We start from the raw sequence: 26,709 nt of genomic DNA on the forward strand, positions 1-26,709 counted from the left end.
TTCGTGTTCGTACCGGACGCGAGTCGCATTCGAGCGGATGCCCCCACCCTTGCCCTGCCACTGACCGTACGCGATGGAGTGAGGCAACTGAATGCGCGTGTTGTTCGTGGGGCACGGCCCGGCCCATGTCCCCTGGATCATCCCGCTCGCCTGGGCCTGCCGTCTTGCGGGCCACGAGGTGCGGGTGGCGGTGCGGCCCCAGTGCGTGGCCCCGGTCACCCGGGCCGGCCTGGTGGCCGTGCCCGTCGGTGACGAGGCCGCCACCGCGGAGGTGGCGGCCCGTCAACTCGGCCTGGGTCCCGGGCGGTTGAAGGCGGCAGCCGACTCGGTTGCCGTGCTCGACGCCGACCTGAGCGAGGCGCTCATCGAGAAGATGATCGCCGTCGCCGACACCCTGACCGACGACCTCGTCGACTTCGCCCGCTTCTGGCGCCCGGACATCGTGGTGCACGACACCGCGGCGGCCGCGGGCCTGGTGGCCGCCGCCGCGATCAAGGTTCCGGCGGTCGGCCACACCTGGGGCGTCTCGCTCGGTGTGCACTGCGAGAGCGAGGCGGAGCTGCGCCCCTCCTACGCCGAGCTCTTCGAGCGCTTCGGCGCCGATCCGGTGGTCGGCCCCTCGGTGTGGATCGACCCGTGCCCGCCGGGCCTTCGCCCGCCGCACGGGGTGCGCCGCGCCAACATGCGCTACGTCCCGTTCGCGGGTCCGGCCGCGCTGCCCGAGTGGCTGCGCTCCGAGCGGCCCTCGGGCCGGCCGCTGGTCTGCGTGACGGGCGGGGTCACCACCTCCGCCCTGGACGAGGTGCGCGACCACGTGGTCCGCTCCCTGCTCGACCTGGACACCGACGTGGTCCTCGCGGTCACCCCGGAGCAGGCGGCCAATACCGGCCAACTCCCCGACGGCGTACGGATGGTGGAGTCGTTCCCGCTCGACGTGCTGCTCGCGCACTGCGACGCCCTTGTCCACCACGGCGGCGTCGGCAGCGGGCTCATCGCCGTCACCCACGGACTGCCCCAGCTGCTCCTTCCGCGCAACGCCTTCCAGGAGCACTGGTCCCATCTGGTGCGCGCGTCCGGCGCGGGCACCGCGCTGCCCGCCGACGCCGAGGAGGGCGCGGTCGGCGCGGCCGTCCAGGACCTGCTGACGCGGCCCTCGTACCGGGAGCGGTCGAAGGCGCTGCGGGCCGAGACCGACCGGATGCCCACCCCCGACCAGCTCGTGGGCTTCCTGGCCAAGTGCGTGAGAGCCGGTCACACGAACGTTCCCACACCTGAGGAGACAGGAAGACGATGACCGTACTCCTTGAGCCCACGACGGGCACGCACCGCTTCGTGCGGGGCGAGACGATGCACGGCCTCTTCCAGGACGCGGCCCGCCGCTTTCCCGGCGCAACCGCCGTGTCCCACCGGGGAGTCGGTGTCTCCTACCGCGACCTGGACGCCGCCTCCGACGGATACGCGGCGCTGCTGCAGGCCCACGGCGTGCGCCGCGGGCATCTGGTGCCGGTCCTCATGGAGCGCGGCACCCCGCTGATCGCCGTCCTGCTCGCGCTGTTCAAGTGCGGGGCCGCCTATTCGTTCCTGGACGCCCGCTGGCCCGTCGACCGGCTCGAAGGAGTGATCGGCCAGCTGGGCGCGCCGCTCCTGGTGACCACCACGGACGGCGAGTGGTCCGTTCCCACCTGGACACCGCCGGCCGAGGACCTGACCCTCACCGCGGCGCGCGGCCTGACCCCGGCGCCGGTCGCGGTGACCGGCGCCGACGCCTGCTCGGTGTTCTTCACCTCCGGCTCCACCGGCACCCCCAAGGGCGTGGTGTCGAGCCACGAGAACGCGGTGCGCCTGTTCGACGGCGACTTCTACGCCGAGCTCGGCCCCGGCACCGTGATGCCGCAGACCGCTCCCCCGACCTGGGACGGCTTCACCCTGGACTGCTGGAGCATGCTGCTCACCGGCGGGCGGACCGTACTGCTCGACGAGACGGTCCTGGTGCCGCGCACCCTGCGCGCGCTGATCGCCGAAGAGGGCGTGAACGCCGCGTTCATGACGACGCAGCTGTTCAACATGCTGGTCACCACCGATGTGGGCGCCTTCGCCGGGATGAAGTGGCTGTCCATCGGCGGCGAACGGGCGGCCCCACCGCGGGTGCGCGCCTTCCTCGCCGAGCACCCCGGCATCCGGCTGCTCAATGTGTACGGGCCCGTCGAGTGCGGGGCCGTCGTCACCGGGCACGAGGTGCGGCCCGAGGACTGCGACGACCCGGCCGGCATCCCGCTGGGCCACGCGCTCGCGCACACCGATGTGTACGTCCTGGACGACACCCGGGTGTGCGCGCCGGGCGAGACCGGCGAGCTGTGCCTGGGCGGCCCGGGCCTGGCCCGCGGCTACCTCGGCAACCCCGCGCTGACCGAGGAGGTCTTCGTCGAGGCGGAGATCGACGGCAGGCTCCAACGCCTCTACCGTACGGGCGACTTGGGGAACCGGTCGGCCGAGGGCGTGTTCCACTACACCGGCCGCGGCGACCGCCAGATCAAGATCCGGGGTCACCGGATCGAGCCCGCCGAGGTGGAGCGCACCGTGGAACGGGTGGCCACGGTCACCGGCGCGGCGGTGGTGCCGATGCCCAAGCCCGACGGCTCCTACCACGGGCTCGCTCTGTTCTATACGCGTGGCGAGGGCGGGACCGGCCCGGAGGAGCTGCGCGAGCGCCTTGCCGAGCTGCTGCCCGAGTATCTGGTGCCGCGCCGGGTCCACCTCCTCGACGACTTCCCGCAGTTGGCGAACGGCAAGATCGACCGGCGTGAGCTGGCCGCGCGGGTCCGCCCGGAGCAGGAGCGCGCCGAGGCGCCCGCCGAGTCCTTCGAGGGCACGGAGGCCCTGGTCGCCGACGGGTTCCGTACCGTGCTCGGCACCGAGCGGGTGCCGGGCGACGTCTCGTTCTTCGAGCTCGGCGGCAGCTCCCTGGAAGCGGCCCGGCTGTGCCAGCACCTGGACGCGGTGCTCGGCGCGGCCGTGCAGCCCTCGCAGATCTTCCGCACCCCCACCGTGCGCCGGCTCGCCGACTGGCTCGACGCCACCGCGCGTTCGGCCGAGGCCGCCGACGCCCCGGTGCCGGGCCTGGAGCCCGGCGAGATCCCGCTGCCGCCCGAGCAGTCCGGCTTCCTGTTCGCCGCCGCCCACGACAAGGACGGGCTCGGCGGTCTGTGCCGGATGACCTGGTGGATCGAGGGACCGGTCGACACCGACGCCCTCACGGCCGCCGTCGGCGACGTGCATCTGCGCCACCAGGCCCTGCACGCCCGTTACTTGATCCGCAACAACGAGATCGGGTACGCGGTGGTGCCCGAGGTCCCGGCCGCGGCCACGATGATCCGGCTGCCCGACGCCGCCGACGAGGCGGCCGCCGCCACCGCGTGGCTGGCCGCCGCGCTCACCCCGCTCGCCGTTCGCGACGCCGAGGTGTGGCGGTGCGCCGTCGTGCGCGCCGAGGACACCACGCGGACCCTGTTCGGCCTGGTCGCCCACCACGTGGCGTTCGACGGAGCCTCCGAGACGGTGCTCGCCAGGGACCTCTCCCTCGCCTACGCCGCCCGGCTCGCGGGCCGCGCCCCAAGGTTCCCCGCACCGGCCGCGACCCTGGCCGAGGTGTCCGCCGACCACCGCCGGGTGATCTCCCGGGTGGACCTGGCGGCGCAGGCCGAGTACTGGGAGGACCACCTGGAGCTCCAGGAGCCCCTGGAGCTGCCGGGCCGGGCCGACAACGACCTCAACGCCGGGCCCGGCTACTCCCCCTCTCTCGCCGTGACCAACGCCGAACTCGCCCGCTGGGACGAGCGGGCCCGCGCGCTCGGCACCACCCGCTTCGCGATGCTCGCGGCCCAATTCGGTCTCGTACTGCGGGACTTGACCGGACAGCCGGACATCGCGGTCAAGGTGCCGGTGGCCCGCCGCGGCAGTGAGGTGCTCGCCTCCGCCGTCAGCTGCCGCGTCGACCTGCTGTTCCTGCGCTTCTGGCCGCCGCACAAGGACGACGGCTCCGGACTCCTGGAGCAGGCGGTGACCCATGTCGACGAGGCGCTCGCCGCCCAGGAGACCGGCGGTGCCCAGCTGGCCCGCACCGTGGTCCTGACCGGCGGCGGCGAGTCCCTTCGCCCGATGCCGAGCTTCCTGATGCAGGACGACCCGGATCCGAGGCTCGAACTCACCGACTGCACCGCACAGTTGTCCCGCATCGGCGCGCCCACCATGTTCACCGAGCTGGAGCTGGACGTCCGCACCACCGCGGACGGCGCCCTGATCACCGCCTCGGTACGCACCGACCGCATCCCGGCCGAGATCGCGGACCGGGTGGTGACCGCGTACACCGAGGGCCTGCGCCGCGGCCCCGAGCCCTGGGCCGAGGCCCCCGCCGCTCCCATCACATCCAAGGACACCTCATGCGTGTACTGATCCTGAGCAGCCCCGAGTCCACCCACTTCACCTGCATGGTGCCGCTGGCCTGGGCGCTGCGCGGCGCCGGGCACGAGGTCCTGGTCGCCGGGCAGCCCGACATCATTCCGATGGCCCGTTCGGCGGGCCTCAACACGGTCACCGTGGGACGGCAGTTCTTCGGCAAGGACCTGCTCAGCCCGCCGCTGCCGCCGAACAAGCGGCCCATCGAGATCGTCGGGCCGCTCACCCCGAAGATGACCATGATCGGCTCCCGGGTGTGGGTCCTCCACACCCGCTACATGGCGCCCAAGTACCTGGAGGTCGCCGACGCGTTCAAGCCGGACCTGGTGATCTCGGAGATCTTCGACTGGGTCGCCTGCCTGATCGGCGGCGTCCACAAGATCCCGGTGGTCTCGCACCGCTGGGGCGTCGACCCGATGAGCCACCTGATGCGGGCCACCGCCGAGGACCTCCTCCAGGGGACCTGTGAGCGCCTCGGCATCGAGGGCGGCCTGCCCAAGATCGACCTGCTGCTCGACCCGGCGCCGCCGCAGTTGCTCGTGGCGGGCGCACCGGCGGGCGCGCCGATCCGGCACATTCCGTTCAACGGCACCGGCCCTGTGCCGAGCTGGCTGCGCCGGCGCGGCGACAAGCCCCGGGTCTGCGTGACCATGGGCCGCCAGACCATCTCGCTCGGCGGGCTCCCCATGTTCCGCGGCATCGTCCAGGCCTTCGGCGACCTGCCGGAGACCGACGCGGTGATGACCGTGCAGGAGGAGTTCGTCGACGAGCTCGGCACCATCCCGTCCAACGTCACCATCATCCCGCCGACGCCGCTCAACGGCTTCCTCGACACCACGGACGCGGTGGTCACCCACGGCGGCGCCAACACCCTGCTCGCCGTGGCCAGTTTCGGCGTCCCGCAGCTGATCATGCCGCAGCTGGTCGACCAGTTCGAGGGCGGCGACCTGCTCGCCGCCGCCGACGCCGGTCTGACCCTGCGCACGGCCGAGGCGCAGAACGACCCGGCCCAGGTAGCCGAGGCCGTGCGCACCCTGCTCGCCTCGGAGCGGATCGCCAAGGGCTCGACCGTCCTCGCCGAGACCATGGCCGCCATGCCCAGCCCCGCCGCCGTCGTCCGTGACCTGGAGAACCTCCGATGCGCGCACTGATCATCAGCACCCCCGTCGACACGCACTTCCTGCCCATGCTGCCGCTGGCCCGGGCGCTCACCGGCGCGGGTCACGAGGTGCTCGTCGCGGGGCAGCCCGACGTCACCGGCCCCGCCGAGGCGGCGGGCCTCGCCACCGCCACGTTCGGCGAGGCCTTCCACTACATGGATCTGCGCCGGGGCCGACGGCCCGAGGGCCTGCGCCCCATCGAGGTGGTGGGCCGCCCGCCGGCCCAGCAGATCGACGGCGCCGCCCAGATGTGGCGCAACCACGCCCCGTACTTCCTGTACGACTACCTGGAGCTCGCCCGGGAGTGGCGGGCCGACCTGGTGATCTGTGACCACATGGAGTTCGCCGGCCCGGTCGTGGCCAAGGTGCTCGGCATCCCGAGCGTGTGGCACCGCTGGGGTGTGGCCCCCACGACCACGTTCATGCTCGGCCAGACCCGGATGTGGCTCGGCCCGCTGTGCGAGCGGCTCGGCCTCGGCTCCGTACCCGGGCCGGACCTGATCCTCGACCCGGCGCCGCCCACGCTCGCGAGCACCGAGGCTCCGGCCGCCCGGCCGATCCGCCCCGTGCCGCACACCGGCGACGGAACGCCCTGGACGTACGCGGCCCCGCCCGGGCGCCGGGTCGCGGTGGCGCTCGGCGGCTACACCCTCGACCTCGACGGCGCCCCACTGGTGCGCCGGATCGTCGACGCGCTGGCCGCGGCGGGCGGTGTGGAGGCGGTTGTCTCCGCGGCCCCCGAGCACCGGGCCGCGATCGGCGCCCTGCCGGCGGGCCTGGCGTACTCCGCCGAGACCGCCCCCGGCCTGCTCTTCCCCGGCGCCGACCTCGTGATCCACCACGGCGGGCCCGGCTCCACCCTGGCCGCGGCCGCGCTGGGCATCCCGCAGCTCGTGCTCCCCCAGCTCGACGAGACGTTCCTGGCGGGCGACAAGGTGGCCGCCGCGGGCACGGGAATCACCCTGGACACGGCCGAGCGGCAGAACAGCGGTGCCGAACTGGCCGACAGCATCCGGAAGTTGCTCACCGAGCCCACGTACAAGTCCGGCGCCCAGCGTCTGCGCGCCGAGATCCATGCCATGCCGGCCCCGGCCGAGACCGTGACCCTGCTCGAAGAATTGACGACACGTCAGGAGGTACTGGCGTGAGCACGGACGTGACCGCCGAAACCACCCCCGCCGAGACGGAAACCAAGGCCGCCACCAAGGCTGCCAAGGAGAAGAAGCCCAATCCGTACGGCATGAGCGACATCAAGGTCCTGGTGTTCATGGTCTGCGCGATGGCCATCATGACGCTGGCCCTGCTGGACGGTTCGATCATCTCCTCGGCCGTCCTGCCCATCGTGCGCGACCTCGACCCGGCGCACGGCATCGACCGCTTCCCCTGGCTGATCACCGCGTACCTCCTCGCCGCGACGGCCGCACAGCCGCTGTACGGCAGGCTCAGCGACAGCTATGGGCCGCGCCGGATCTACCTCGCGGCGCTCGGCACGTTCCTCGCGGGCTCCGCGCTGTGCGCGACCGCGCACTCGCTCACCCAGCTGATCGTCTTCCGCGCGGTCCAGGGGCTCGGCGGCGGCGGCCTCATGAGCATGACGCTCATCGTGATCGCCACCCTGTACCCGCCCAAGTCCCGGGCCGGGCGCTCGAACGCGGGCGGCGCGCTCATCGCGGCCGGCATCATCGCCGGGCCCATGATCGGCGGACCGCTCAGCGAGAACCTGTCCTGGCGCTGGATCTTCCTGTTCAACGTGCCGGTCGCCGGGCTCGCGCTCGTGGGCGTGGCCTGGGCACTGCGGCTCCCGGTGAAGGGCACCCGGCAGAAGGTCGACATCCTCGGCTCGGTCCTGATCGCGGCCGCCACCTGCGCCCTGCTGCTCGGCGTCAAGGCGTACGGGGAGCACAAGTCGTTCTCCGGACCGGTGCTGCCCTACTTCTACGGCGGCGTGTTGATGGCGGGCGCCTTCGTGACCCGGCAGTTGAAGGCGGCCGATCCGCTGATGCCGCTCACCCTGTTCAAGGACAAGGTGTTCCGGCCCGCGGCGATCCTCCAGTTCGTGGGCGGCTTCGCGCTGCTCTCGCTGCCGGTGTTCTTCATCAACTACCTGAACATCGTGCGGGGAGTGTCCCTCGACGCCGTCGGCCTCCATCTGATCCCGCTCGCCGTCGGTGTGGTCCTGGTGTTCCTCGGCTGGGGCAAGATCATCACCCGTACCGGGAAGTGCAAGGCGGTCCTGGTGACCACGACGGCGACGGCGGCCGCCGCGGTCGCCGGGCTCGGATTCACCGTGACCGACGCGCCCGTCTGGGAACTCGACGTGCTGCTCCTGCTGCTCGGCGTGGGCCTGGGCGGTGTCACCTCGATCGCGCTGTTCATGACCCAATCGGCCGCCACTGCCGACCAGTTGGGCGTGGTCACCACCACCTCGCGGTTCGCCACGATGCTGGGCACCACGATCGGCGGCACCGTGCTCGGCGCGGTCCTGAGCGAGAGCTTCGCCTCCGCCGCGGGCGCCTCCGGAATCAAGGACCCGGACACCGCGGCCGCGCAGCTCGCCGGGCTCGACGCGGCCCGCCGCCACCTGGTGAGGGACGCCTTCGCTCACGCCACGTCCACGCTGCTCCTGGTGGCCGCCGGACTCCTGCTGCTCGCGCTGGCGACCGCCCTGCTCATGAAGGAGGTCGACGTGAACATCCTGGCCGAGAAGTCCGAGGACCCGGCCGTGGGCCGGTCCGCCGACACCGCCACCCAAGAACCCGCCGAAGAGGCCGCCCGACAGTCCGAGGAGGACGACGACCATGCGCGTACTGATGCTGAGCACCCCCTTCCCCACCCACTTCACCCCCATGGTGCCGCTGGCCTGGGCGCTGATGGGAGCGGGCCACGAGGTGATGGTCGCCGCGCAGCCTGACGTCACCGACGCGGCCCGCGCCGCCGGGATCTCGGCCGTCGACATCGGCGACCGCTTCCACGGCCTCGACGTCCTCCAGCGCCACCTCCCCGACGGCGTACGCCCGTTGGAGCTGATGGGCCCGACCCCGCCGGAGAAGATGGCGGGCACGACCAAGCTGTGGGAGACCCACGCCCGCTATCTGGTGAGCTCCTATCTGGAGTTCGCCCGGGAGTGGGGGCCCGACCTGATCGTCTCGGAGCAGATGGAGCTGGCCGGCCAGCTCGTCGCGGGCGCGCTCGGCATCCCGAGCGTGCAGCACCGCTGGGGCGTCGACCCGCTGAGCGGCCCCTCGCGCGCCTCGGCCCGCAACTTCCTGTACGGAACCGCCGAGCGCCTCGGCCTGGACGGCCTGCCCGACCCGACGCTGCTGCTCGACCCGTGCCCGCCCGCGCTGCACCACCCGAGCGCGGCGCCGGGCGCGCCGATCGGCTACGTGCCGTTCAACGGCACCGGCACCGTGCCCGACTGGCTGCACCGGCCGGCCGCCGACGGGGTGCGCCGCGTCGTGGTGTGCCTGGGCCGCCAGACCCTGGTGCTCAACGGCACCGGCCTGTACCGCTCGATCATCGCGGCGTTCGAGGGCCTGGAGAACGTCGAGGCGGTGGTGACGGCGGACGCCGCCTTCCACGAGGGCTTCGGCCAACTGCCCTGCAACGTCAAGGTGGTTGAGCCAGTCCCGTTGAACCTGTTCCTGCGCGACTGCGCCGCCGTGATCCACCACGGGGGTGCGAACACCACGCTCACCTCGTGCGCGTTCGGCCTCCCGCAGGTGGTGCTCCCCCAGATCGTCGACCAGTTCGCCTCGGCCGAGCTGCTCGCCGCGGCCGGCGCCGCCCGGGTGCTCGGCGAGGCGGCCCCGCAGAACGACCCCGGCCAGGTCCGCGAGGCGGTCCGGGACGTCCTGGACGACCCCCGCTACCTCAAGTGCGCCCAGGAGCTGCGCGCCGACATGAGCGAGATGCCGAGCCCGGCGCGGGTGGTGGAGGACCTGGAGGGGCTGGTCGCCTCCTGAGCCTCGACTCCCTTACGGACGAGGGCCCTTGCAGCGCCTTGCAGGGGCCCTTCTCCATGGCCCCGCACGGGGCGGTGGTGTGCGTGGGCACACAAGGAAGGGGGCCCACCGACCGGAGTGGTCGGTGGGCCCCCTCGGCCCTGCCGGGGTGGCTCAGCCGCGGCGCTTCTTGAGGGCGTCGCCGCCGAACTTGACGACGAGGCAGACGACGACGGTGACGGCGAGACCGATGATGAGGTGGCTCATGGTGTCCTCCAAAGGACGGTTGTGGGTGGGGGGTTGGATGGTGCGGCGGAAACTTGTGGTGCCCGTCAGGCGTGGGCGGCGGTGCGCTGTGCGGCGAGGACCGCCCACAGCGCGCCCGGGGTCGCGAAGGTCGCGCCCGTGAGCTTGTCCTCGGGGATCTCCACGTCGTACTGGTCCTCCAGACGGACCAGGAGCTCGATGGTGGCCATCGAGTCGAGGCCGACGGCCTTGAGGTCGAGCGCGGGGTCGAGGGGGCTCGTGACACGCGGCAGGACCGAGGCCAGCAGCTGCTCGAAGCCGGCGTCCCACGAGACGTCAGTGGTGGTCATGGCGGAATCTCCTTACTGGGTTACTGACTCGGGGAGTCGTTCACTTCGGTCACTTCTGTTCGCGGCGCAGCCGCTGCTTGTCGGTCTTGCCGTTCGGGGTGAGCGGGAGCTCGTCGAGCAGGTGGCAGGCGGCCGGGACCTTGGCGGCCTCCAGGCGCTCCGTCAGCTGGGCGAGCACCTCGTCGGCCGTCAGCTCGGTGACGGCGTACAGCGTGAGGTCGTGGCCCTCGGCCGGGGCCAGGGCGGCGGCGGCCGTCACGCCCTTGATGTCCAGGGCGGCCGTCTCGATCTCCAGGGTGCCCATGCGGACGCCCTTGCGCTTGAACAGGTCGTCGCGGCGGCCCTCGAAGTAGAGGTGGCCGTCCTCGTCGAGGTGGCCGTAGTCGCCGGTGTGCAGGGTGACCTCGCCGGTGACCGGGTCGGGGCGGAACCGCAGGGCGGTCTGCTCCGGGGCCTGCCAGTAGCCGGTCATGATGTGCGGTCCGCGTACACAGATCTCGCCGACCGTGCCGGGCGGCAGGAGCCGGCCGCCGTCGTCCAGGATCAGCACCTCGGTGCCGTCCAGGGCGCGGCCGACCGAGCCGGGCCGGGCGATGTCGCCGTCCGGTTCGAGCACGGTGATCCGCTTGCACTCGGTGGTGCCGAACATCGGCGACACCTGGGCCTTGGGGAACGCGGCCCGCAGCTGGGCGATGACGGGCCCGGTCAGCGCGGCCCCGGTGTTGGTGAACAGCCGTACCGGGGGCGCCTCGCGGCGGTCCCGCTTCGACAGCGTGAGCAGCATCTCGCCGAGCGAGGGCACCAGCGGAACGACGGTCACCCCGTGCTCGTGCAGCGTGCCGAGCAGCCGTACGTGCCGGTCCGGCGAGGTGAGCACCACCTGGGCGCCCGCGATGACGGACAGCAGGATCTGGTAGAGCCCGTAGTCGAAGGAGACGGGCACCGCGACCAGGACGACGTCGTCCTCGCGGTAGTCGAGGCGGGCCTGGATGGCGCGGGCGGCGAAGACGATCGGGGCGTGCGTGCTAACCACGGCCTTGGGCGCCGAGGTGGAGCCCGAGGTGTAGATGAGCAGCCCCAGGTCGTCCGGGGCGACCGGCGCCTCGTCGAGCGCGGCGGGCGCGGCGTCGTACAGCGCCTCCGCGCCGCGCCGCACCTCGTCGAGCTCGAAGACCGGACGCCCCGTCAACTCCCGCAGGATCGCGGTGTCCTGGGCGTCCTGGCCGATCACGAGGACCGGGTCGCAGTCCGGCACGACGGTGTTCAGGTGGAAGCGCTTCATCGCCGGGTTGACCGGAACGAAGGCGATGCCGCGGCGCAGCGCGCCGAACATCAGGGCGGTGAATTCGCGGGTGTTGCCCACGCGGACCAGGATCCGGTCCGCGTGTCCCACACCCTGGGCGGTGAGCCAGTCGGCGTACGCCCGTGACCAGGCGTCCAGTTCCGCATAGGTCCACACGCCCGAGGCGTCGCGCACCGCGGGGGCGTCGGGCCGGGCGGCCACGGCCGCCGCGAGCAGTCCGGGGACGGTATCGGTGCCGGTGTCCGCGGCAACCAGCGTCTGAGTCGTCATCCAGCAACCTCGTGGTCATCGGAACGGATGTTGGTCACCCGAGCGTGAGGGGGTGCTCTCGGGCCACCCTGGAGCGCCGGTGGACGCCGGCCCTCGGGCCCGCACCCAGCGTTCCGCGGGTTGTGCAGTTCTTCGGCTGCGGGCCGTCGTGGCTGGTCGCGCCCACGCGGCGGAGCCGCACGATGTCACAGTCCCGCGCCCCTGGGGGTTCCTCCGAGCCTCCCTCGGATCTTGCTCGAATCCATCACAACGTGCCGGACTCGCAAGGGACTTGAGCCGCACTGGAGCCGCTGCGGCCTGCCCGGGACTCAAGTCCGGTGCGAGGAGGGCGTCCCATGGTGTCGCCGGGCAGCAAGCCCCCATGGTGACGACCCCGCCGCGACGACGTCCGACGGGGAAGGAGGCAGCGCTAAATGAACGCGGATTCCCGGCAGACCGGCAGCCAGGGTGCGGACGGCTCGGCAGGTAAGCGGCCGCTGGACTTCGGTGTCTTCTTCTTCGCCGCGGTCGGCGACCGGGCTGAGGAGACCTACCGGCTGATGCTGGACGCGGCCCGCCGCGCCGACGAGCTCGGCTTCGGTTTCGTATCGACGCCCGAGCGGCACTTCCACCGGTTCGGCGGTGCCTTCCCCAACCCGGCCGTGACCTCGGCGGCCATCGCCGCGGTGACGAGCCGCATCCAGATCCGGGCCGGCAGCGTCGTGACGCCGCTGCACCCGGCGGCCCGCATCGTCGAGGACTTCGCGATGGTGGACGGCATCTCGGGCGGCCGGGTCGCGATCTCGGTGGGTTCCGGCTGGAACGTCAACGACTTCGTGATCGCGCCGGAGAAGTACGAGACCCGGCGCGAGCAGATGATCAAGGATGTCGGTGACATCCGGACCGCCTGGCGCACCGGCCACTGGACCGGCCCCAACCCGCTCGGCGCGGAGACCACCCTGCCCGTCTTCCCGCGCCCGGTGCAGGAGGACCTGTCGGTGTGGGTGACCGCGTCGCGCAGCGAGGGCACGTTCCGCGAGGCGGGGCGGCTCGGCTGCAACATCCTGACCCACCTGGAGAACCAGGACGTCGAGTCGCTCTCCGACAAGATCGCCCTGTACCGCGCGGCCCGCGCCGAGGCCGGCTGGGAGGGCCCCGGCAAGGTCACCGTCATGATGCACACCTATGTCGCCGACGACGCGGCCGAAGCCCGTGAGGTGGGCGGCGGCGCCCTGCGCGACTATCTGCTCTCCGCCATCGACCTGGAGGCCCTCGCGGTCGAGGCCGGCGGCCGGATGAGCGGCAACAAGCAGGGGCGCGAGGTGCTCTCCGCGGTGAAGGCCCAGCGCAAGCTCGCCGAGCTCGGCGTCAACCGCTACCTGTCCGGGAACTCGCTGATCGGCTCGGTCGAGGAGTGCACCGAGACAGCGCGCCGGGTGCGCGCGGCCGGCGTCGACGAGATCGCCTGCCTGGTGGACTTCGTCGCCGACCCCGAGCTGGTGCTCGCCTCCCTGGAGCGCGTCGCCGCGGTCCGCCGCGAGGCGGCCACCCCCGCCGAGCCGGTGCTCGCCGCCTGATCCACCGGCCCCCGACTCCACGCAAAAGCCTCTTCACCCACTTGATCAGGAGGTTGTCCATGCCGACGATCCTCGCCGTCTCCGGCAGTCCGTCGCCGGTCTCCAGCACCCACCAGGTACTCACCCTCGCGACGGACCGCCTGGCCCGCCGCGGGCACCGGGTGGAGACGCTCGCCGTGCGCACCCTGCCCGCGGCCGAACTCCTGCGGGCCGACCTGACCCATCCCCAACTCGCCGACGCGGCAGAGCAGTTCGCGAGGGCGGACGCCATCGTCCTGGCCACCCCCGTCTACAAGGCGGGCTATTCGGGACTGCTCAAGTCCTTCCTCGACGTACTGCCGCAGTTCGCCCTCGAAGGCAAGGTGGTACTGCCCCTTGCCACGGGCGGCTCGCTCGCCCATGTGCTCGCGCTCGACTACGGGCTGCGCCCGGTGCTGATGTCGATGAAGCCGCGAGCCGTCTCGATGAGCTTCTTCGTGCACGCCGGCGGCATCCGCAAGGGACCCGGCGGCTTCGCGGGCCTCGAACCCGACACCGACGCCCTGCTGCACGAGGCCACCGACACGTTCGCCGACCTGGTGGAGAGCCTCACCGAGGCCGCCACCCCGACCGTCCGGCTCGTGCCCGCCGCCTGACCGGCATCGCGGAGCCATCCCTGACCCCACAACTCCACCTATTCATCTGCCTGTTGATGTGTCGATCACGACGTAACCACGACAGAAGAGGACCCCATGAAGGCTCTGGTTCTGAGCGGCGGTACGGGAAGCCGACTGCGCCCGTTCAGCTACTCCATGCCCAAGCAGCTCATCCCGATCGCCAACAAGCCCGTCCTGGAACGGGTGCTCGACAACATCCGCGACCTCGGTGTCACCGAGATCGGGATCATCGTCGGCAACCACGTCGAAGAGATAGCCGAGGCGCTCGGTGACGGGTCCCGGCTCGGCGTCGAGATCACGTACATCCCGCAGGAGAGCCCCCAGGGGCTCGCCCAGTGCGTGCAGCTCGCCCAGGACTTCCTCGGCGACGACGACTTCGTGATGTACCTCGGCGACAACATGCTCCCCGAGGGCATCGCCGAGGCGGCCGCCGAGTTCCACGCGCTGCGCCCGGCCGCCCAGGTGCTCGTCGCCCAGGTCGAGGACCCGCGCGCCTTCGGTGTGGCCGAGGTCGACGCGACCGGCGTCGTGGAGCGGCTCGTCGAGAAGCCCCCGGTGCCGCGCTCCAACCTGGCGCTCATCGGCGTCTACTTCTTCACCCCGGCCATCCACCAGGCCGTCGACTCGATCGTGCCGAGCGCGCGCGGCGAGCTGGAGATCACCGACGCCATCCAGTGGCTGGTGACCGACGGCCAGACCGTCCGGGCCCAGGAGTACCGCGGATACTGGAAGGACACCGGCCGCGTCGAGGACGTCCTGGAGTGCAACCAGATGCTCCTCGACGCCGTCGAGCGCCGTGTGGAGGGCGAGGTCGACGACCAGAGCGTGCTGATCGGCGCGGTCGTCGTCGAGCCCGGCGCGAAGATCACCCGCTCCTTCGTGGAGGGCCCCGTCGTGATCGGCGCGGGCACGGTCCTGGAGGACAGCCACGTCGGACCGCACACGTCCATCGGCCGGGACTGCGTCCTGTCCGGCACCCATCTCGACTACTCGATCGCCCTGGACGGCGCGACGATCTCCGCGGTGCGGGGCCTGCACGGCTCCCTGCTCGGCAGGTCCGCCGCGGTCACGGGCATCGACCTGGCAAGCCGCCACCACCGCCTGGTGGTCGGCGACCACACCCGCGTGGAGGTCGCGGCATGACGAACACCGACACGGAGAGCGCGGAGAAGAGCGGCATGAACAAGATCCTGGTCACCGGCGGCGCGGGCTTCATCGGCTCGCACTACGTACGCACGCTCCTTCAGGGCGGCTACGAGGGGTACGAGAACGCCGAGGTCACCGTCCTCGACAAGCTCACCTACGCGGGCAACCGCGACAACCTGCCCGCCTCGCACCCCCGCCTGACCTTCGTCGAGGGCGACATCTGCGACCTGCCGCTGCTCCTGGAGCTGTTCCCCGGCCACGACGCGGTCGTCCACTTCGCGGCCGAGTCCCACGTGGACCGCTCCCTGGAGTCGGCCGCCGAGTTCATCGCCACCAACGTCGGCGGCACCCAGAACGTCATGGAGGCCGCGCTGCGCGCCGGCGTCCGGCGCGTCGTGCACGTCTCCACCGACGAGGTGTACGGCTCCATCGACGAGGGCTCCTGGACCGAGGAGTGGCCGCTCCTGCCCAACTCCCCGTACGCCGCCTCCAAGGCGGGCTCGGACCTCATCACCCGCGCCTACTGGCGCACCCACGGCCTGAACGTGTCGATCACCCGCTGCTCCAACAACTACGGGCCCTACCAGCACCCCGAGAAGCTCATCCCGCGCTTCGTCACCAACCTCCTGGAGGGCGAGACGGTCCCGCTGTACGGCGAGGGCGCCAACATCCGCGAGTGGCTGCACGTCGACGACCACTGCCGCGCCATCCAGCTCGTCCTCACCAAGGGCCGCGCCGGCGAGATCTACAACGTGGGCGGCGGCAACGAGCAGACCAACCGCCAGATCACCGAGCGCCTGCTGGAGCTGACCGGCAACGACTGGTCGAAGGTGGTCCGGGTCGCCGACCGCAAGGGCCACGACCTGCGCTACTCGCTCAGCGAGGCCAAGATCGCCGAGGAGCTCGGCTACGCGCCGCGCATCTCCTTCGAGGACGGCCTCGCCGCAACCGCCGCCTGGTACCGCGACAACCCGGGCTGGTGGAAGGCGGTCAAGCACGCGCCGCAGGAGGGCCAGAAGTGACACTGCTCAGCGAAACGGCGCCCGCACCTCAGGTGCTGGTCGTGGGCGCCGGTCCGGTCGGGCTGAGCGCCGCCCACGAGCTGGCCCGGCACGGTGTGCGGGTGCGGCTCGTGGACGCGGCGGCCGGCCCGGCCACCACCAGCCGGGCGCTCGCCACGCACGCCCGCACGCTTGAGACGTACGACCAGATGGGCATCCTGGACGAGCTGCTTCCACGCGGCCAGCGGGTGGAGCACTTCACGCTGCACCAGAACGGCCGCCGCCTGATCCGCTTCGACACGGACTACAGCCGGCTTCCCACCCGCTTCCCGTTCACGCTGATGGTCGACCAGGTCATCACCGAGGAGGTGCTGCGCACCGCGACGGCCCGCCGCGGCGTCGAGGTCGAGTGGGGCGTACGCCTCACCGAGTTCGAGGACCTGGGCTCCGAGGGCGTACGCGCCCACCTCACCCACGCCGACGGAACCACGGAAACCGTGACGGCCGACTGGCTGGTCGGCACGGACGGCGGCCACAGCACCATCCGCAAGCAGCTCGGCCTCAAGCTCGAAGGCGAGTCGAGCGAGACCTGGCTCATCGCGGACGCCACCGTCCACTGCGACCTGCCGAAGGACAGCATCCACTGGATGCGCACGCCCACCGGCACCGTGATGATGGTGCCGTTCCCCGAGCCCGGCAAGTGGCGCCTGCTCGACACCGCGGAGACGTCCTACGGCGGCGACGACGCGATGGTGGCCCGGCGCTTCTCGGCGAAGATCACCACCGGTACGGGCAAACCCGCCGTGGTCGAATCGCCTTCCTGGGTCTCGGTGTTCACCATCCAGCAGCGCATGATCGGCCAGATGCGCAACGGCCGGGTGCTGCTCGCCGGTGACGCGGCGCACGTCCACAGCCCGGCCTCCGGACAGGGCATGAACACGGGCGTCCAGGACGCGGTCAACCTGTCCTGGAAGCTCGCCACGGTCCTGCGCGGCGAGGCCCCGGACGCGCTCCTGGACAGCTACAGCGACGAACGCGTCCCGGTGGGCGCGGAGCTGCTGCGCACCACCAAGATGGCGACGATGCTGGTCCAGCTCCGCAGCCGCAGGGCGGCGGCCGCCCTGCGCGCCGCGTTCACGGTCCTGCGCTCCCTGCCCCCGGTCAAGGGCCGCATCCAGCGCAAGATCATGGGCGGCATGTCGGCCCTCGGCCTCGGCTACGCGGCGGGCCCGCTGGCCCACCCGTCGGTCGAGTCCGGTGGTGTGCGCCCCGGCGAGCGAGTGGCCCGCGTAACAGCACCGGACCTGGCCGAAAGCCCGGGCTGGCAGGACCTGATAGGTGAACTCCAGCGCCCGGAATGGCTGTTGCTCACCTTCGGCGCGGCCCCCGAGGACCACTACGGCCCCTCGGTACGCATCCGCACGGTGAACGCCCCCGGCCCGGACACCCTGTCCGACCCGGCCGGCCATCTGTCCACGGCCCTGGGCGCCCCCGAGGGCACCTGGCTCCTGATCCGCCCCGACGGCTACCTGGCCGCGAGGGGCACAGCAAAGGAGTCCCCGTCGAACGCACTGACCTCCCTGGGAATCCACCCGACAGAAGCACGTCAACCGACCTACTGAGAACACGACTTGGGCCCGCCCCGGATGAATCCGGTGGCGGGCCCAAGTCGTGTGCTGGGCAACATGCAGCCCCTCCGGCGTTTGAGGAGCGGGGCCCGGGGGCGGAGCCCCCCGGGTGCTAGGCAGCAGCCCGCTGCCCCTCCTCACCCCTCCCGTAAAGGGAGAGGCACTGCGCATAGGTGGGCAGCAACCCGAGCTCAGCAGCCTCGGCGACCGTAGGCGCCGCCGCATCCTTCTCGGACAGCAGCGCCTCCCCCGTGAGCCAGCGAGCCCACGGCAATCCCAGCTCCGGGTCGAACGCCCGCAGATCGAGCTGCGTACCCGGCACGTACTCCGTGGAGCAGAGATAGCTGATGCACGTGTCGTCGGTCAGCGCCACGAACCCGTGCGCGAGCCCCTCCGCCACGAACATCGCCCGCCCGTCCCGCGCGTCCAGAACCGTGGTCACGTGCTCGCCGAACGTGGGGGATCCCAGCCGTACGTCGACGACCACGTCGAGCAGCGCCCCGCGCACGCAGCTCACCAGCTTCGCCTGGCCCGGCGGAATGGCCACGCCGTGCAGTCCGCGCACCGTATTGCGCGAGGAGGCGGAGTAGTTGACCTGGCGCGGCACGAACTCGTGCCCGGTCTCGGCGGCCAGCAGGTCGTAGCGGTACGACTCGTGGAAACTGCCGCGGGGGTCCGTCAGCAGCTTCGGCATGATGCGGTACGCGTCCGGTACGGCGGTCTCTTCGATCCTCATGTTCCCGGACGGTAGGCGCCCCGACTCAAGTCCCGGTAGCGCCGCATGACCACCTGTCCAGCGGTCCCCGAGCGAGACACGCCACAGTGCCGCTCAAACCGCGCATACAGGAGGTAGCAACGGTGTCGGTGAACGACCGAAGAGCAGGCGGCAGAGGCGGCGGCGAAGCCGGGTCGGTGGTGGTGCTCGGCGCCACGGGGTTCGTGGGCCGGCACATCTGCGAGGTGTTCGGCGCGGCGGGCTGGACGGTGACGGGCATCGCGCGCGGCGCCCAGGACCCGTCAACTACCCACGAAATAATCTCCCTTGACGTCGTGAGCGCGGAGCCGGGGCACATCGCCGGGCTGCTCGCCGAGCGCGGCGCGGGGGCGGTGGTGAACGCGGCGGGCGCGGTGTGGCAGGCCACCGAGGACGACATGACCCGCGCCAACGCCGCCCTGGTGGAGCACCTGGTGGCCGCGACTGCCCGGCTCGACGCGCGGCCCCGGCTGATCCAGCTGGGCTCGGTGCACGAGTACGGCCCGGTGCCGCGTACCGGCATCACCGAGGACACCCCGACCGCGCCGGTCACCCCGTACGGCCGATCGAAGCTGGCGGGGGCCCGTGCGCTGCTCGACGCGACGGCGTCGGGCGAGGCGGAGGGGCTGGTCCTTCGCGTCTCGAACGTGTCGGGCCCCGGCACCCACCGGGCGAGCCTGCTCGGCATGGTCGCCCACCACCTCGCCACGTCCGCCCCCGAACCGCTGCGGCTCGCCCCGCTGCTCGCCCACCGCGATTTCGTGGACGTACGGGACGTCGCGGACGCGGCGCTCGCCGCGGCGCGCTCCGGGACGAGCGGGCAGGTCCTCAACATCGGCGGCGGGCAGGCGACTTCGGTGCGCAGCCTGGTATTGCGGCTGACCGAACTGGCGGGCGCGGCCGCCGAGATCGTCGAGGCGCCGAGCGCGGGCGGACGGCCCCCCGAGGCCGAGTGGCAGCGCATGGACATCGGGCGCGCGCGGCGGCTTCTCGGCTGGTCACCGCGGCGGAGTCTGGACGATTCGCTGCGCGATCTGCTGGCCCACGCCCGCGCCGGGGCCCATCGCGAGTCGTTGTCCAGTGCCCTTCAAGTCGCCCCCACGACGATGGCCCTGTCGGATCACCGCTGAGGGCTTCGTGCCGAACTGACGACCATGGAGGCAGCCAAAATGAGTGACACCAAGGCACGGATTCTCGATTCTGTGCGGGAGTACCACCTGGAGAAGGAACCGTCCCGCGAGTTCGTGCCGGGAGTCAGCGAGATCTGGCCGTCCGGCGCGGTCCTGGAACCGGCCGACAGAGTGGCGCTCGTGGAGGCGGCCCTCGACATGCGGATAGCCGCCGGCACCAGCTCCCGCAAGTTCGAGTCCCGCTTCGCCCGTTACATGAAGCGGCGCAAGGCCCACCTGGTGAACTCCGGTTCCTCGGCCAACCTGCTGGCCATGTCGGCGCTCACCTCGCCGCACCTGGAGGACCGCCGCCTCCAGCCCGGCGACGAGGTCATCACGGTGGCCGCGGGCTTCCCCACCACCGTCAACCCGATCCTGCAGAACGGCCTCATCCCGGTCTTCGTGGACGTCGAGCTGAAGACGTACAACACGACCGCCGAGCGCATCAAGGCCGCCGTCGGCCCCAAGACCCGGGCCATCATGGTCGCGCACGCGCTCGGCAACCCGTTCGAGGTCGCCGAGGTGGCGCAGATCGCCGAGGAGAACGACCTCTTCCTCATCGAGGACAACTGCGACGCGGTGGGCTCCCTCTACAACGGTCAACTCACCGGCACCTTCGGCGACTTGACGACGGTCAGCTTCTACCCGGCGCACCACCTGACGATGGGCGAGGGCGGCTGCGTGCTGACCTCGAACCTGGCGCTCGCCCGGATCGTGGAGTCGCTGCGCGACTGGGGCCGGGACTGCTGGTGCGAGCCGGGCGAGAGCGACCGTTGCTTCAAGCGCTTCCAGTACCAGCTGGGCACCCTGCCGGCCGGGTACGACCACAAGTACATCTACTCGCACATCGGCTACAACCTGAAGGCCACCGACCTCCAGGCCGCCCTCGGCCTGACCCAGCTCGACAAGGTCGACGACTTCACCGCCGCCCGCCGCCGCAACTGGCAGCGGCTGCGCGAGGGCCTGGAGGGTGTACCGCACCTGATCCTGCCCGAGGCGACGCTCGGCAGCGAGCCCAGCTGGTTCGGTTTCGTCATCACCGTCGACCCCGACGCGCCGTTCAAGCGCAAGGAGTTGGTGAACTTCCTCGAAGAGCGGAAGATCGGCACCCGCAACCTGTTCGCCGGCAATCTGACCCGCCAGCCCGCCTACGTCGACGCCCCGCACCGGATCGTGGGCGACCTGACCAACTCCGACATCATCACCGAGCAGACCTTCTGGATCGGCGTCTATCCGGGGCTCACCGACGAGCACACCGACTTCATGACGTCCTCGATCCGGGACTTCGTCGCCGGCTGGTGACGGCCTCCGACACCCCTCCACCACAGCACCCTTGACGAGGAGAGAGCGTACATGTCGTCGACACTTGCGGAGCTGACTGAGCTTCAGCCGGTGGTCCAGCCCCGTGAGCCGGTGTCGGTCGCCGACCGGATCGCGGCGTCCGCGGCCTCCGCCGGCGGGCTCCTGACCACCGGGGAGTTCCACCACTGGTTCGCCGAGCGCAGGAAGGCGGGCCGCTTCCACATCGAGCGCATCCCGTTCTCCAAGCTGCGCGGCTGGTCCTTCGAGCCGGACACCGGGAACCTGGTGCACTCCAGCGGCCGTTTCTTCAGCGTGGAAGGGCTGCACGTCACGACCGACGACGGCCCCCACAAGGAGTGGTACCAGCCCATCATCAAGCAGCCCGAGGTCGGAATCCTCGGCATCCTGGTGAAGGAGTTCGACGGCGTCCTGCACTTCCTGATGCAGGCCAAGATGGAGCCGGGCAACCGCAATCTGCTCCAGCTCTCCCCGACCGTCCAGGCCACCCGCAGCAACTACACCAAGGTCCACCAGGGCACGGACGTCAAGTACATCGAGTACTTCACGGGCAGCGGGCGGGGCCGCGTCCTCGCCGACGTGCTTCAGTCCGAGCACGGCTCGTGGTTCTACCACAAGAGCAACCGCAACATGATCGTCGAGGTGGACGGCGACGTCCCGCTCGACGAGGACTTCTGCTGGCTGACGCTGGGTCAGATATCCGAACTCCTGCACCGGGACAACCTGGTGAACATGGACTCGCGCACGGTCCTGGCCTGTCTGCCCGCCTACCGCGCGGGCGCCGTGCGGGGGGACGATTTCAGCCAGTCCCTGGTGCGCTCGCGCGACCCCGAGGCGGGCGCACTGCTCACCGATGTCGACCTGCTGTCCTGGTTCACCTCGGAGCGTTCGCGCTACGACGTGCAGGCCGACCGGATACCGCTGGACGACGTGCCGGGCTGGACCCGGGACGAGGCGCGCATCGGCAAGGACGACGGCCGCTGGTTCAACGTGGTCGCGGTGGAGGTGCAGGCCGGCAACCGCGAGGTGACGAGCTGGACGCAGCCCCTGATCGAGCCGTGCAGCCGCGGTATCGCGGCCTTCCTGACCCGTTCGTTCGACGGCGTCCTGCACGTCCTGGCCAACGCCAAGGTCGAGGGCGGCTTCCTCGACACGGTCGAACTGGCCCCCACCGTGCAGTGCTCGCCGGACAACTTCGAGGGCCTCCAGGTCCGCCCTCCGTTCCTGGATCTCGTCCTTCAGGCGGCCCCCGACCGCATCCGCTACGACGCCATCCACTCGGAGGAGGGCGGCCGGTTCCTGTACGCCGAGAACCGCTACCTGGTCATCGAGGCCGACGAACAGGACGCCCCTATTGAGCCACCGACCGGCTATCAGTGGGTAACGATCAGTCAGCTGACGGCGCTGATCAAGCACGGACACTACGTCAATGTGCAGGCCAGGACACTCCTCGCCTGCCTCAACGCCATGGGACATCTGACGGATGACTGATCGACCCCTGCGCATCGCCGTCCTCGGCACCGCCGACATCGCCCGCCGCCGGGTGCTGCCCGCCATGGCGGCCGACCCGGACGTCGAGCTCACCGCGGTGGCCAGCCGGGACGGCGGGCGCGCCAAGGAGGTCGCGGACCAGTTCGGCTGCGCGGCGGTCGAGTCGTACGACGCGGTCCTCGCCCGCGACGATGTGGACGCGGTGTACGTGCCGCTGCCCATCTCCCTGCACGCCGAGTGGGCGGGCCGGGCGCTGCGCGCGGGCAAGCACGTCCTGGCCGAGAAGCCGCTCACCGCCGACCGGCCGACCACCGAGGCGCTGCTCGCCCTCGCGCGTGCCTCGGGCCTGGTGCTGATGGAGAACGTCATGTTCGTCCACCATCCCCAGCACTCGGTCGTACGGGAGCTGGTGGCGAGCGGTGCGATCGGTCAACTCCGCGCGTTCAGCGCGGCGTTCGCGATCCCGGCGCTGCCCGCCGGGAACATCAGGCACCGCCCGGAACTCGGCGGCGGCGCCCTCCTGGACGTCGGCTACTACCCGGTGCGGGCCGCGCTGTACTTCCTCGGTACGGGTCTGGAGATCGTCGGCGCCGCCCTGGAGAACGCGGGCGGCTCGGCGGTGGAAACTTCGGGCGCGGTGCTTCTCCGCTCCCCCGCAGGCGTCCTCGGCCAGCTGGCCTTCGGCATGGAGCACGCGTACCGCTCGGCGTACGAACTGTGGGGCAGCGAGGGCCGGATCCGCGTCGAGCCGGCGTTCACGCCGCCCGCCGACCACAAGCCGGAGGTGTGGATCACCGACGCTCACGGCCCGCGCGAGCTGACGCTTGCCCCGCACGACCAAGTGGCCGCCACGGTCCGGGCGTTCGTCCGCGCGGTGCGCTCGGGCGCCATCGAGTCACCGGACGCCGGGGAGTGCCTGGAGCAGGCGACCCTGCTGGACGCGGTGCGGGCGAGGGCGATCTCGTCCGCTCCCTCGACTTCTTTCAGCTCTCCAACTTCTTCGACTCCGCGACAGGAAGGGACCGACCGTGACCGTGACTGAGCAGCCGCCGCCGCAGACCGCGGCGGTGCGCGTCGCCGAACTGCACGTACTGCGCGAGCAGGCCAAGCTCGGCCCCAGCGAGAAGGCGACCGAGGCCCAGCGCGCCAAGGGCAAGCTGACCGCGCGCGAGCGCATCGACCTGCTCCTGGACCCGGGCACCTTCCAGGAGGTCGAGCAGCTGCGCCGGCACCGTGCCACGGGCTTCGGCCTGGAGGCGAAGAAGCCGTACACGGACGGCGTGGTCACCGGCTGGGGAACGGTGGAAGGCCGGACGGTCTTCGTGTACGCCCATGACTTCCGCATCTTCGGCGGCGCCCTGGGCGAGGCGCATGCGACGAAGATCCACAAGATCATGGACATGGCGATCGCGGCGGGGGCGCCGCTGGTGTCGCTGAACGACGGCGCGGGAGCCCGTATCCAGGAGGGCGTCTCCGCGCTGGCCGGGTACGGCGGCATTTTCCAGCGCAACACTCGCGCGTCGGGGGTGATCCCGCAGATCTCGGTGATGCTGGGCCCGTGCGCGGGCGGCGCCGCCTACTCCCCCGCCCTGACGGACTTCGTCTTCATGGTCCGGGAAACGTCGCAGATGTTCATCACCGGCCCGGACGTGGTGCAGGCGGTGACGGGCGAGGAGATCACCCAGAACGGGCTCGGCGGCGCGGACGTCCACGCCGGGGTCTCGGGTGTGGCCCACTTCGTCCACGACGACGAGGAGACGTGCCTGGCGGAGGTCCGCTATCTGATCTCTCTCCTCCCCTCCAACAACAGGGAGATGCCCCCGCCCCTGCCCGCGGGGGACGACCCGGCGGACCGCCGCAACGACGTGCTGCTCGACCTGGTGCCCTCGGACGGCAACCGCCCGTACGACATGCGCAAGGTCCTGGAGGAGATCGTCGACCACGGCGACCTCCTTGAGGTCCACGAGCACTGGGCCCGCAACATCATCTGCGCCCTTGCCAGGATCGACGGCCGGGTGGTGGGCATCCTGGCGAACCAGCCGCAGTTCCTGGCGGGTGTGCTGGACATCGAGGCGAGCGAAAAGGCGGCCCGCTTCGTCCAGCTCTGCGACGCGTTCAACATCCCGCTGCTGACCATGGTCGACGTGCCGGGCTTCCTGCCGGGCGTCTCGCAGGAGCACGGCGGCATCATCCGCCACGGCGCGAAGCTCCTGTACGCGTACTGCAACGCGACGGTGCCCCGCATCTCCCTGATCCTGCGCAAGGCGTACGGTGGCGCGTACATCGTCATGGACTCCCAGTCCATCGGCGCCGACCTGACCTACGCCTGGCCGACGAACGAGATCGCGGTGATGGGCGCGGAGGGCGCGGCGAACGTCATCTTCCGCCGGGAGATAGCGGGTTCGGACGATCCGGAGGCGGTGCGGGCGTCGAAGATCGCAGCGTACAAGTCCGAGCTGATGCACCCGTACTACGCGGCCGAGCGGGGCCTGGTGGACGACGTGATCGACCCTGCCGAGACGAGGGCGGTACTGGCCGCGGCCCTGGCGATGCTCCGCACGAAGCACGCCGACCTGCCGTCCCGCAAGCACGGAAATCCCCCGCAGTAAGGAGTGAGCGTGCCGAACGATTCGAATGCACCGGCCGAGTCGGCCGACCCCCTGTTCCGGGTACTGAGAGGCACTCCGACGGAAGCCGAACTGGCCGCCCTGACGGTGGTCCTCCTCTCCCTGACAGCGGAGCCTCCCGCGACCCTGGCCCCGGTAATCCCCCTGGCAGCCTGGCGCCGCCAGCCGTACGACCCGCCGGTGAGCTGGCGAAGGGCGGCATAGCGAACGGGACACCCCGCCTCAGCCGACGCATGGGGCGGGGCCCTCGGCTCAGCGCATTCGGCCGAGGGCCCCGGGCCCTCCCGGGTCGAGCGGCTGAGGACCGGCCTCTCGCCTCGCTCGACCGCGGGGCCCGGGACCGCTCGCCTCGGGGGCTGTTTTTATGGGCGCGGGGAACTGCGCGACCAGCCATGGACGGCCCGCGACCGAAAGACGAACGCCCTCTCCGCGGGAGCAGCCCACCTCCAAACCGCAATCCCGGCCGGGCGCCATGCCCTGTTAGGGGCGCGGGGAACTGCGCGACCAGCCACGGACGGGCCGCGACCGGCAGACAAGGGGGCTGGGGGCGAAGCCTCCGAGGCGGGACAGGGCGCAGCCCAGGGTGCTACCGCCCCGACCGCGCCGCCCGGGCAATCGTGACGACGGCCTTCTCCAGGGCGTACTCGGGGTCGTCCCCCCCGCCCTTCACCCCCGCATCCGCCTCAGCCACGGCCCGCAGGGCCAAAGAAACCCCCTCCGGCGTCCACCCCCGCATCTGCTGCCGCACCCGGTCGATCTTCCACGGCGGCATGCCCAACTCCCGCGCGAGATCCGCCGGCCGGCCCCCCCGGGCGGAGGACAGCTTCCCGATCGCCCGCACCCCCTGCGCGAGCGCACTGGTGATCATCACCGGCGCGACCCCGGTGGACAGCGACCACCGCAGCGCTTCGAGCGCCTCCGCGGCCCGCCCCTCCACCGCCCGGTCGGCGACGGTGAAGCTGGAGGCCTCGGCCCGCCCGGTGTAGTACCGCCCGACGATCGCCTCGTCGATCGTCCCCTCCACGTCCGCGCAGAGCTGCGACACCGCGGAGGCCAGCTCGCGCAGATCGCTGCCGATGGAGTCGACGAGCGCCTGGCAGGCCTCGGGCGTGGCCGAACGCCCCAGCGCCCGGAACTCCTGCCGTACGAACGTCAGCCGCTCGGCCGGCTTCGTGGTCTTGGGGCACGCGACCTCCCGGGCCCCCGCCTTGAGGGCCGCGTCAAGCAGCCCCTTGCCCTTGGCCCCGCCCGCGTGAAGGAGCACCAGGGTGATCTCTTCTGCGGGCGTGTCGAGGTACGCCTTCACGTCCTTGACCGTGTCCGCGGACAGGTCCTGCGCGTTGCGGACGACCACGACCTTCCGCTCGGCGAAGAGGGAGGGACTGGTCAGCTCGGCCAGAGTGCCGGGCTGCAACTGGTCGGAGGTCAGGTCACGCACATCGGTGTCGGAGTCGGCGGCCCGGGCGGCCGCCACCACCTGCTGCACGGCGCGGTCGAGCAGCAGGTCCTCCTGGCCCACGGCGAGCGTGACGGGGGCGAGCGGATCGTCGGTGGAGTTCTTCCTGGTGGCCATCGCCTTCCAGCATCCCACGGGCCACTGACAGTCCCGGCCCGCTCCCCGGCCCCCTCCCTCCCG

General features: G+C 71.5%; 21 protein-coding genes. 17 read left to right on the top strand and 4 right to left on the bottom strand.

Translation table 11 applies throughout. The features are described 5' to 3' along the window. The first annotated feature begins 91 nt into the window (after positions 1–91). Genes IE206_RS21010 through IE206_RS21035 form a run of 6 tightly spaced genes read left to right on the top strand, consistent with a single transcriptional unit; the run spans position 92 to position 9,577 of the window. Complete coding sequence (locus IE206_RS21010) at positions 92–1,294, top strand: nucleotide disphospho-sugar-binding domain-containing protein (RefSeq protein ID WP_189964227.1); 1,203 nt, start codon at positions 92–94, stop codon at positions 1,292–1,294. Next, a complete protein-coding gene (locus IE206_RS21015; RefSeq protein ID WP_189964231.1) occupies positions 1,291–4,449 on the top strand; it encodes a non-ribosomal peptide synthetase in 3,159 nt (1,052 codons plus the stop codon). Before IE206_RS21010 ends, IE206_RS21015 begins: the two co-directional genes overlap by 4 nt. Then, positions 4,437–5,603 (top strand): nucleotide disphospho-sugar-binding domain-containing protein, encoded by a 1,167-nt coding sequence (locus tag IE206_RS21020; RefSeq protein ID WP_189964233.1) that lies wholly within the window; start codon positions 4,437–4,439, stop codon positions 5,601–5,603. The genes IE206_RS21015 and IE206_RS21020 overlap by 13 nt, the downstream gene beginning before the upstream one ends. Next, positions 5,591–6,760, top strand: a complete 1,170-nt coding sequence (locus tag IE206_RS21025; RefSeq protein WP_189964236.1) for a glycosyltransferase — start codon at positions 5,591–5,593, stop codon at positions 6,758–6,760. Before IE206_RS21020 ends, IE206_RS21025 begins: the two co-directional genes overlap by 13 nt. After that, a complete protein-coding gene (locus IE206_RS21030; RefSeq protein ID WP_189964239.1) occupies positions 6,757–8,523 on the top strand; it encodes an MFS transporter in 1,767 nt (588 codons plus the stop codon). The genes IE206_RS21025 and IE206_RS21030 overlap by 4 nt, the downstream gene beginning before the upstream one ends. Beyond that, positions 8,411–9,577: a nucleotide disphospho-sugar-binding domain-containing protein gene (locus IE206_RS21035; RefSeq protein ID WP_189964242.1), complete on the top strand. Its 1,167-nt coding sequence runs from the start codon at positions 8,411–8,413 to the stop codon at positions 9,575–9,577. Before IE206_RS21030 ends, IE206_RS21035 begins: the two co-directional genes overlap by 113 nt. Before the next feature lie 311 nt (positions 9,578–9,888). Here IE206_RS21035 and IE206_RS21040 read toward each other — a convergent pair whose 3' ends face one another. Both IE206_RS21040 and IE206_RS21045 read right to left on the bottom strand, forming a co-directional pair. Then, positions 9,889–10,152, bottom strand: coding sequence for a phosphopantetheine-binding protein (locus tag IE206_RS21040; protein ID WP_189964245.1), 264 nt, complete (start codon positions 10,150–10,152; stop codon positions 9,889–9,891). 49 nt (positions 10,153–10,201) lie between these two features. Further along, positions 10,202–11,725, bottom strand: a complete 1,524-nt coding sequence (locus IE206_RS21045) for a class I adenylate-forming enzyme family protein (protein ID WP_189964247.1) — start codon at positions 11,723–11,725, stop codon at positions 10,202–10,204. A gap of 413 nt (positions 11,726–12,138) precedes the next feature. Here IE206_RS21045 and IE206_RS21050 point away from each other — a divergent pair, with 413 nt between their 5' ends. The 5 genes from IE206_RS21050 (at position 12,139) to IE206_RS21070 (ending at position 17,706) form a co-directional block, all read left to right on the top strand. Beyond that, positions 12,139–13,281: a MupA/Atu3671 family FMN-dependent luciferase-like monooxygenase gene (locus IE206_RS21050; protein ID WP_189964251.1), complete on the top strand. Its 1,143-nt coding sequence runs from the start codon at positions 12,139–12,141 to the stop codon at positions 13,279–13,281. A 59-nt stretch (positions 13,282–13,340) separates the two neighbouring features. Next, positions 13,341–13,916 (top strand): NADPH-dependent FMN reductase, encoded by a 576-nt coding sequence (gene ssuE, locus IE206_RS21055; protein WP_189964254.1) that lies wholly within the window; start codon positions 13,341–13,343, stop codon positions 13,914–13,916. A gap of 96 nt (positions 13,917–14,012) precedes the next feature. Further along, the gene (locus IE206_RS21060; RefSeq protein ID WP_189964257.1) at positions 14,013–15,080 is read left to right on the top strand and encodes a glucose-1-phosphate thymidylyltransferase; all 1,068 of its coding nucleotides are present in this window, start codon (positions 14,013–14,015) and stop codon (positions 15,078–15,080) included. After that, a complete protein-coding gene (rfbB, locus tag IE206_RS21065) occupies positions 15,077–16,105 on the top strand; it encodes a dTDP-glucose 4,6-dehydratase (protein WP_226598956.1) in 1,029 nt (342 codons plus the stop codon). Before IE206_RS21060 ends, rfbB begins: the two co-directional genes overlap by 4 nt. Then, positions 16,102–17,706, top strand: coding sequence for an FAD-dependent oxidoreductase (locus tag IE206_RS21070; RefSeq protein ID WP_226598955.1), 1,605 nt, complete (start codon positions 16,102–16,104; stop codon positions 17,704–17,706). Before rfbB ends, IE206_RS21070 begins: the two co-directional genes overlap by 4 nt. Before the next feature lie 118 nt (positions 17,707–17,824). Here the strand turns inward: IE206_RS21070 and IE206_RS21075 are convergent, their stop codons facing one another. Continuing rightward, entirely contained in the window at positions 17,825–18,448 is a 624-nt protein-coding gene (locus tag IE206_RS21075; protein ID WP_189964260.1) for a dTDP-4-dehydrorhamnose 3,5-epimerase family protein, read from the bottom strand. Between the two features lie 122 nt (positions 18,449–18,570). On the opposite strand from IE206_RS21075, the gene IE206_RS21080 reads away from it, so the two are divergent. From IE206_RS21080 to IE206_RS21105, 6 genes are read left to right on the top strand one after another with little or no spacing between them, the layout of a single operon-like run. Continuing rightward, positions 18,571–19,596: an NAD-dependent epimerase/dehydratase family protein gene (locus IE206_RS21080; protein ID WP_226598954.1), complete on the top strand. Its 1,026-nt coding sequence runs from the start codon at positions 18,571–18,573 to the stop codon at positions 19,594–19,596. 39 nt (positions 19,597–19,635) lie between these two features. After that, complete coding sequence (gene rfbH, locus IE206_RS21085) at positions 19,636–20,937, top strand: lipopolysaccharide biosynthesis protein RfbH (RefSeq protein ID WP_189964263.1); 1,302 nt, start codon at positions 19,636–19,638, stop codon at positions 20,935–20,937. Between the two features lie 51 nt (positions 20,938–20,988). Continuing rightward, entirely contained in the window at positions 20,989–22,446 is a 1,458-nt protein-coding gene (locus IE206_RS21090) for an NDP-hexose 2,3-dehydratase family protein (RefSeq protein ID WP_189964264.1), read from the top strand. Then, positions 22,439–23,488: a Gfo/Idh/MocA family protein gene (locus IE206_RS21095; protein WP_189964267.1), complete on the top strand. Its 1,050-nt coding sequence runs from the start codon at positions 22,439–22,441 to the stop codon at positions 23,486–23,488. Before IE206_RS21090 ends, IE206_RS21095 begins: the two co-directional genes overlap by 8 nt. Continuing rightward, positions 23,481–25,055, top strand: a complete 1,575-nt coding sequence (locus IE206_RS21100) for an acyl-CoA carboxylase subunit beta (protein ID WP_373300960.1) — start codon at positions 23,481–23,483, stop codon at positions 25,053–25,055. The genes IE206_RS21095 and IE206_RS21100 overlap by 8 nt, the downstream gene beginning before the upstream one ends. Before the next feature lie 9 nt (positions 25,056–25,064). Then, entirely contained in the window at positions 25,065–25,277 is a 213-nt protein-coding gene (locus tag IE206_RS21105; protein ID WP_189964275.1) for an acyl-CoA carboxylase subunit epsilon, read from the top strand. A 382-nt stretch (positions 25,278–25,659) separates the two neighbouring features. On the opposite strand, the gene holA is transcribed toward IE206_RS21105, so the two are convergent. Next, positions 25,660–26,646, bottom strand: a complete 987-nt coding sequence (gene holA / locus IE206_RS21110; protein ID WP_189964278.1) for a DNA polymerase III subunit delta — start codon at positions 26,644–26,646, stop codon at positions 25,660–25,662. Positions 26,647–26,709: the final 63 nt, after the last annotated feature.

The sequence above is a fragment of the Streptomyces violascens genome (assembly GCF_014649955.1).
Taxonomy (GTDB): domain Bacteria; phylum Actinomycetota; class Actinomycetes; order Streptomycetales; family Streptomycetaceae; genus Streptomyces; species Streptomyces violascens.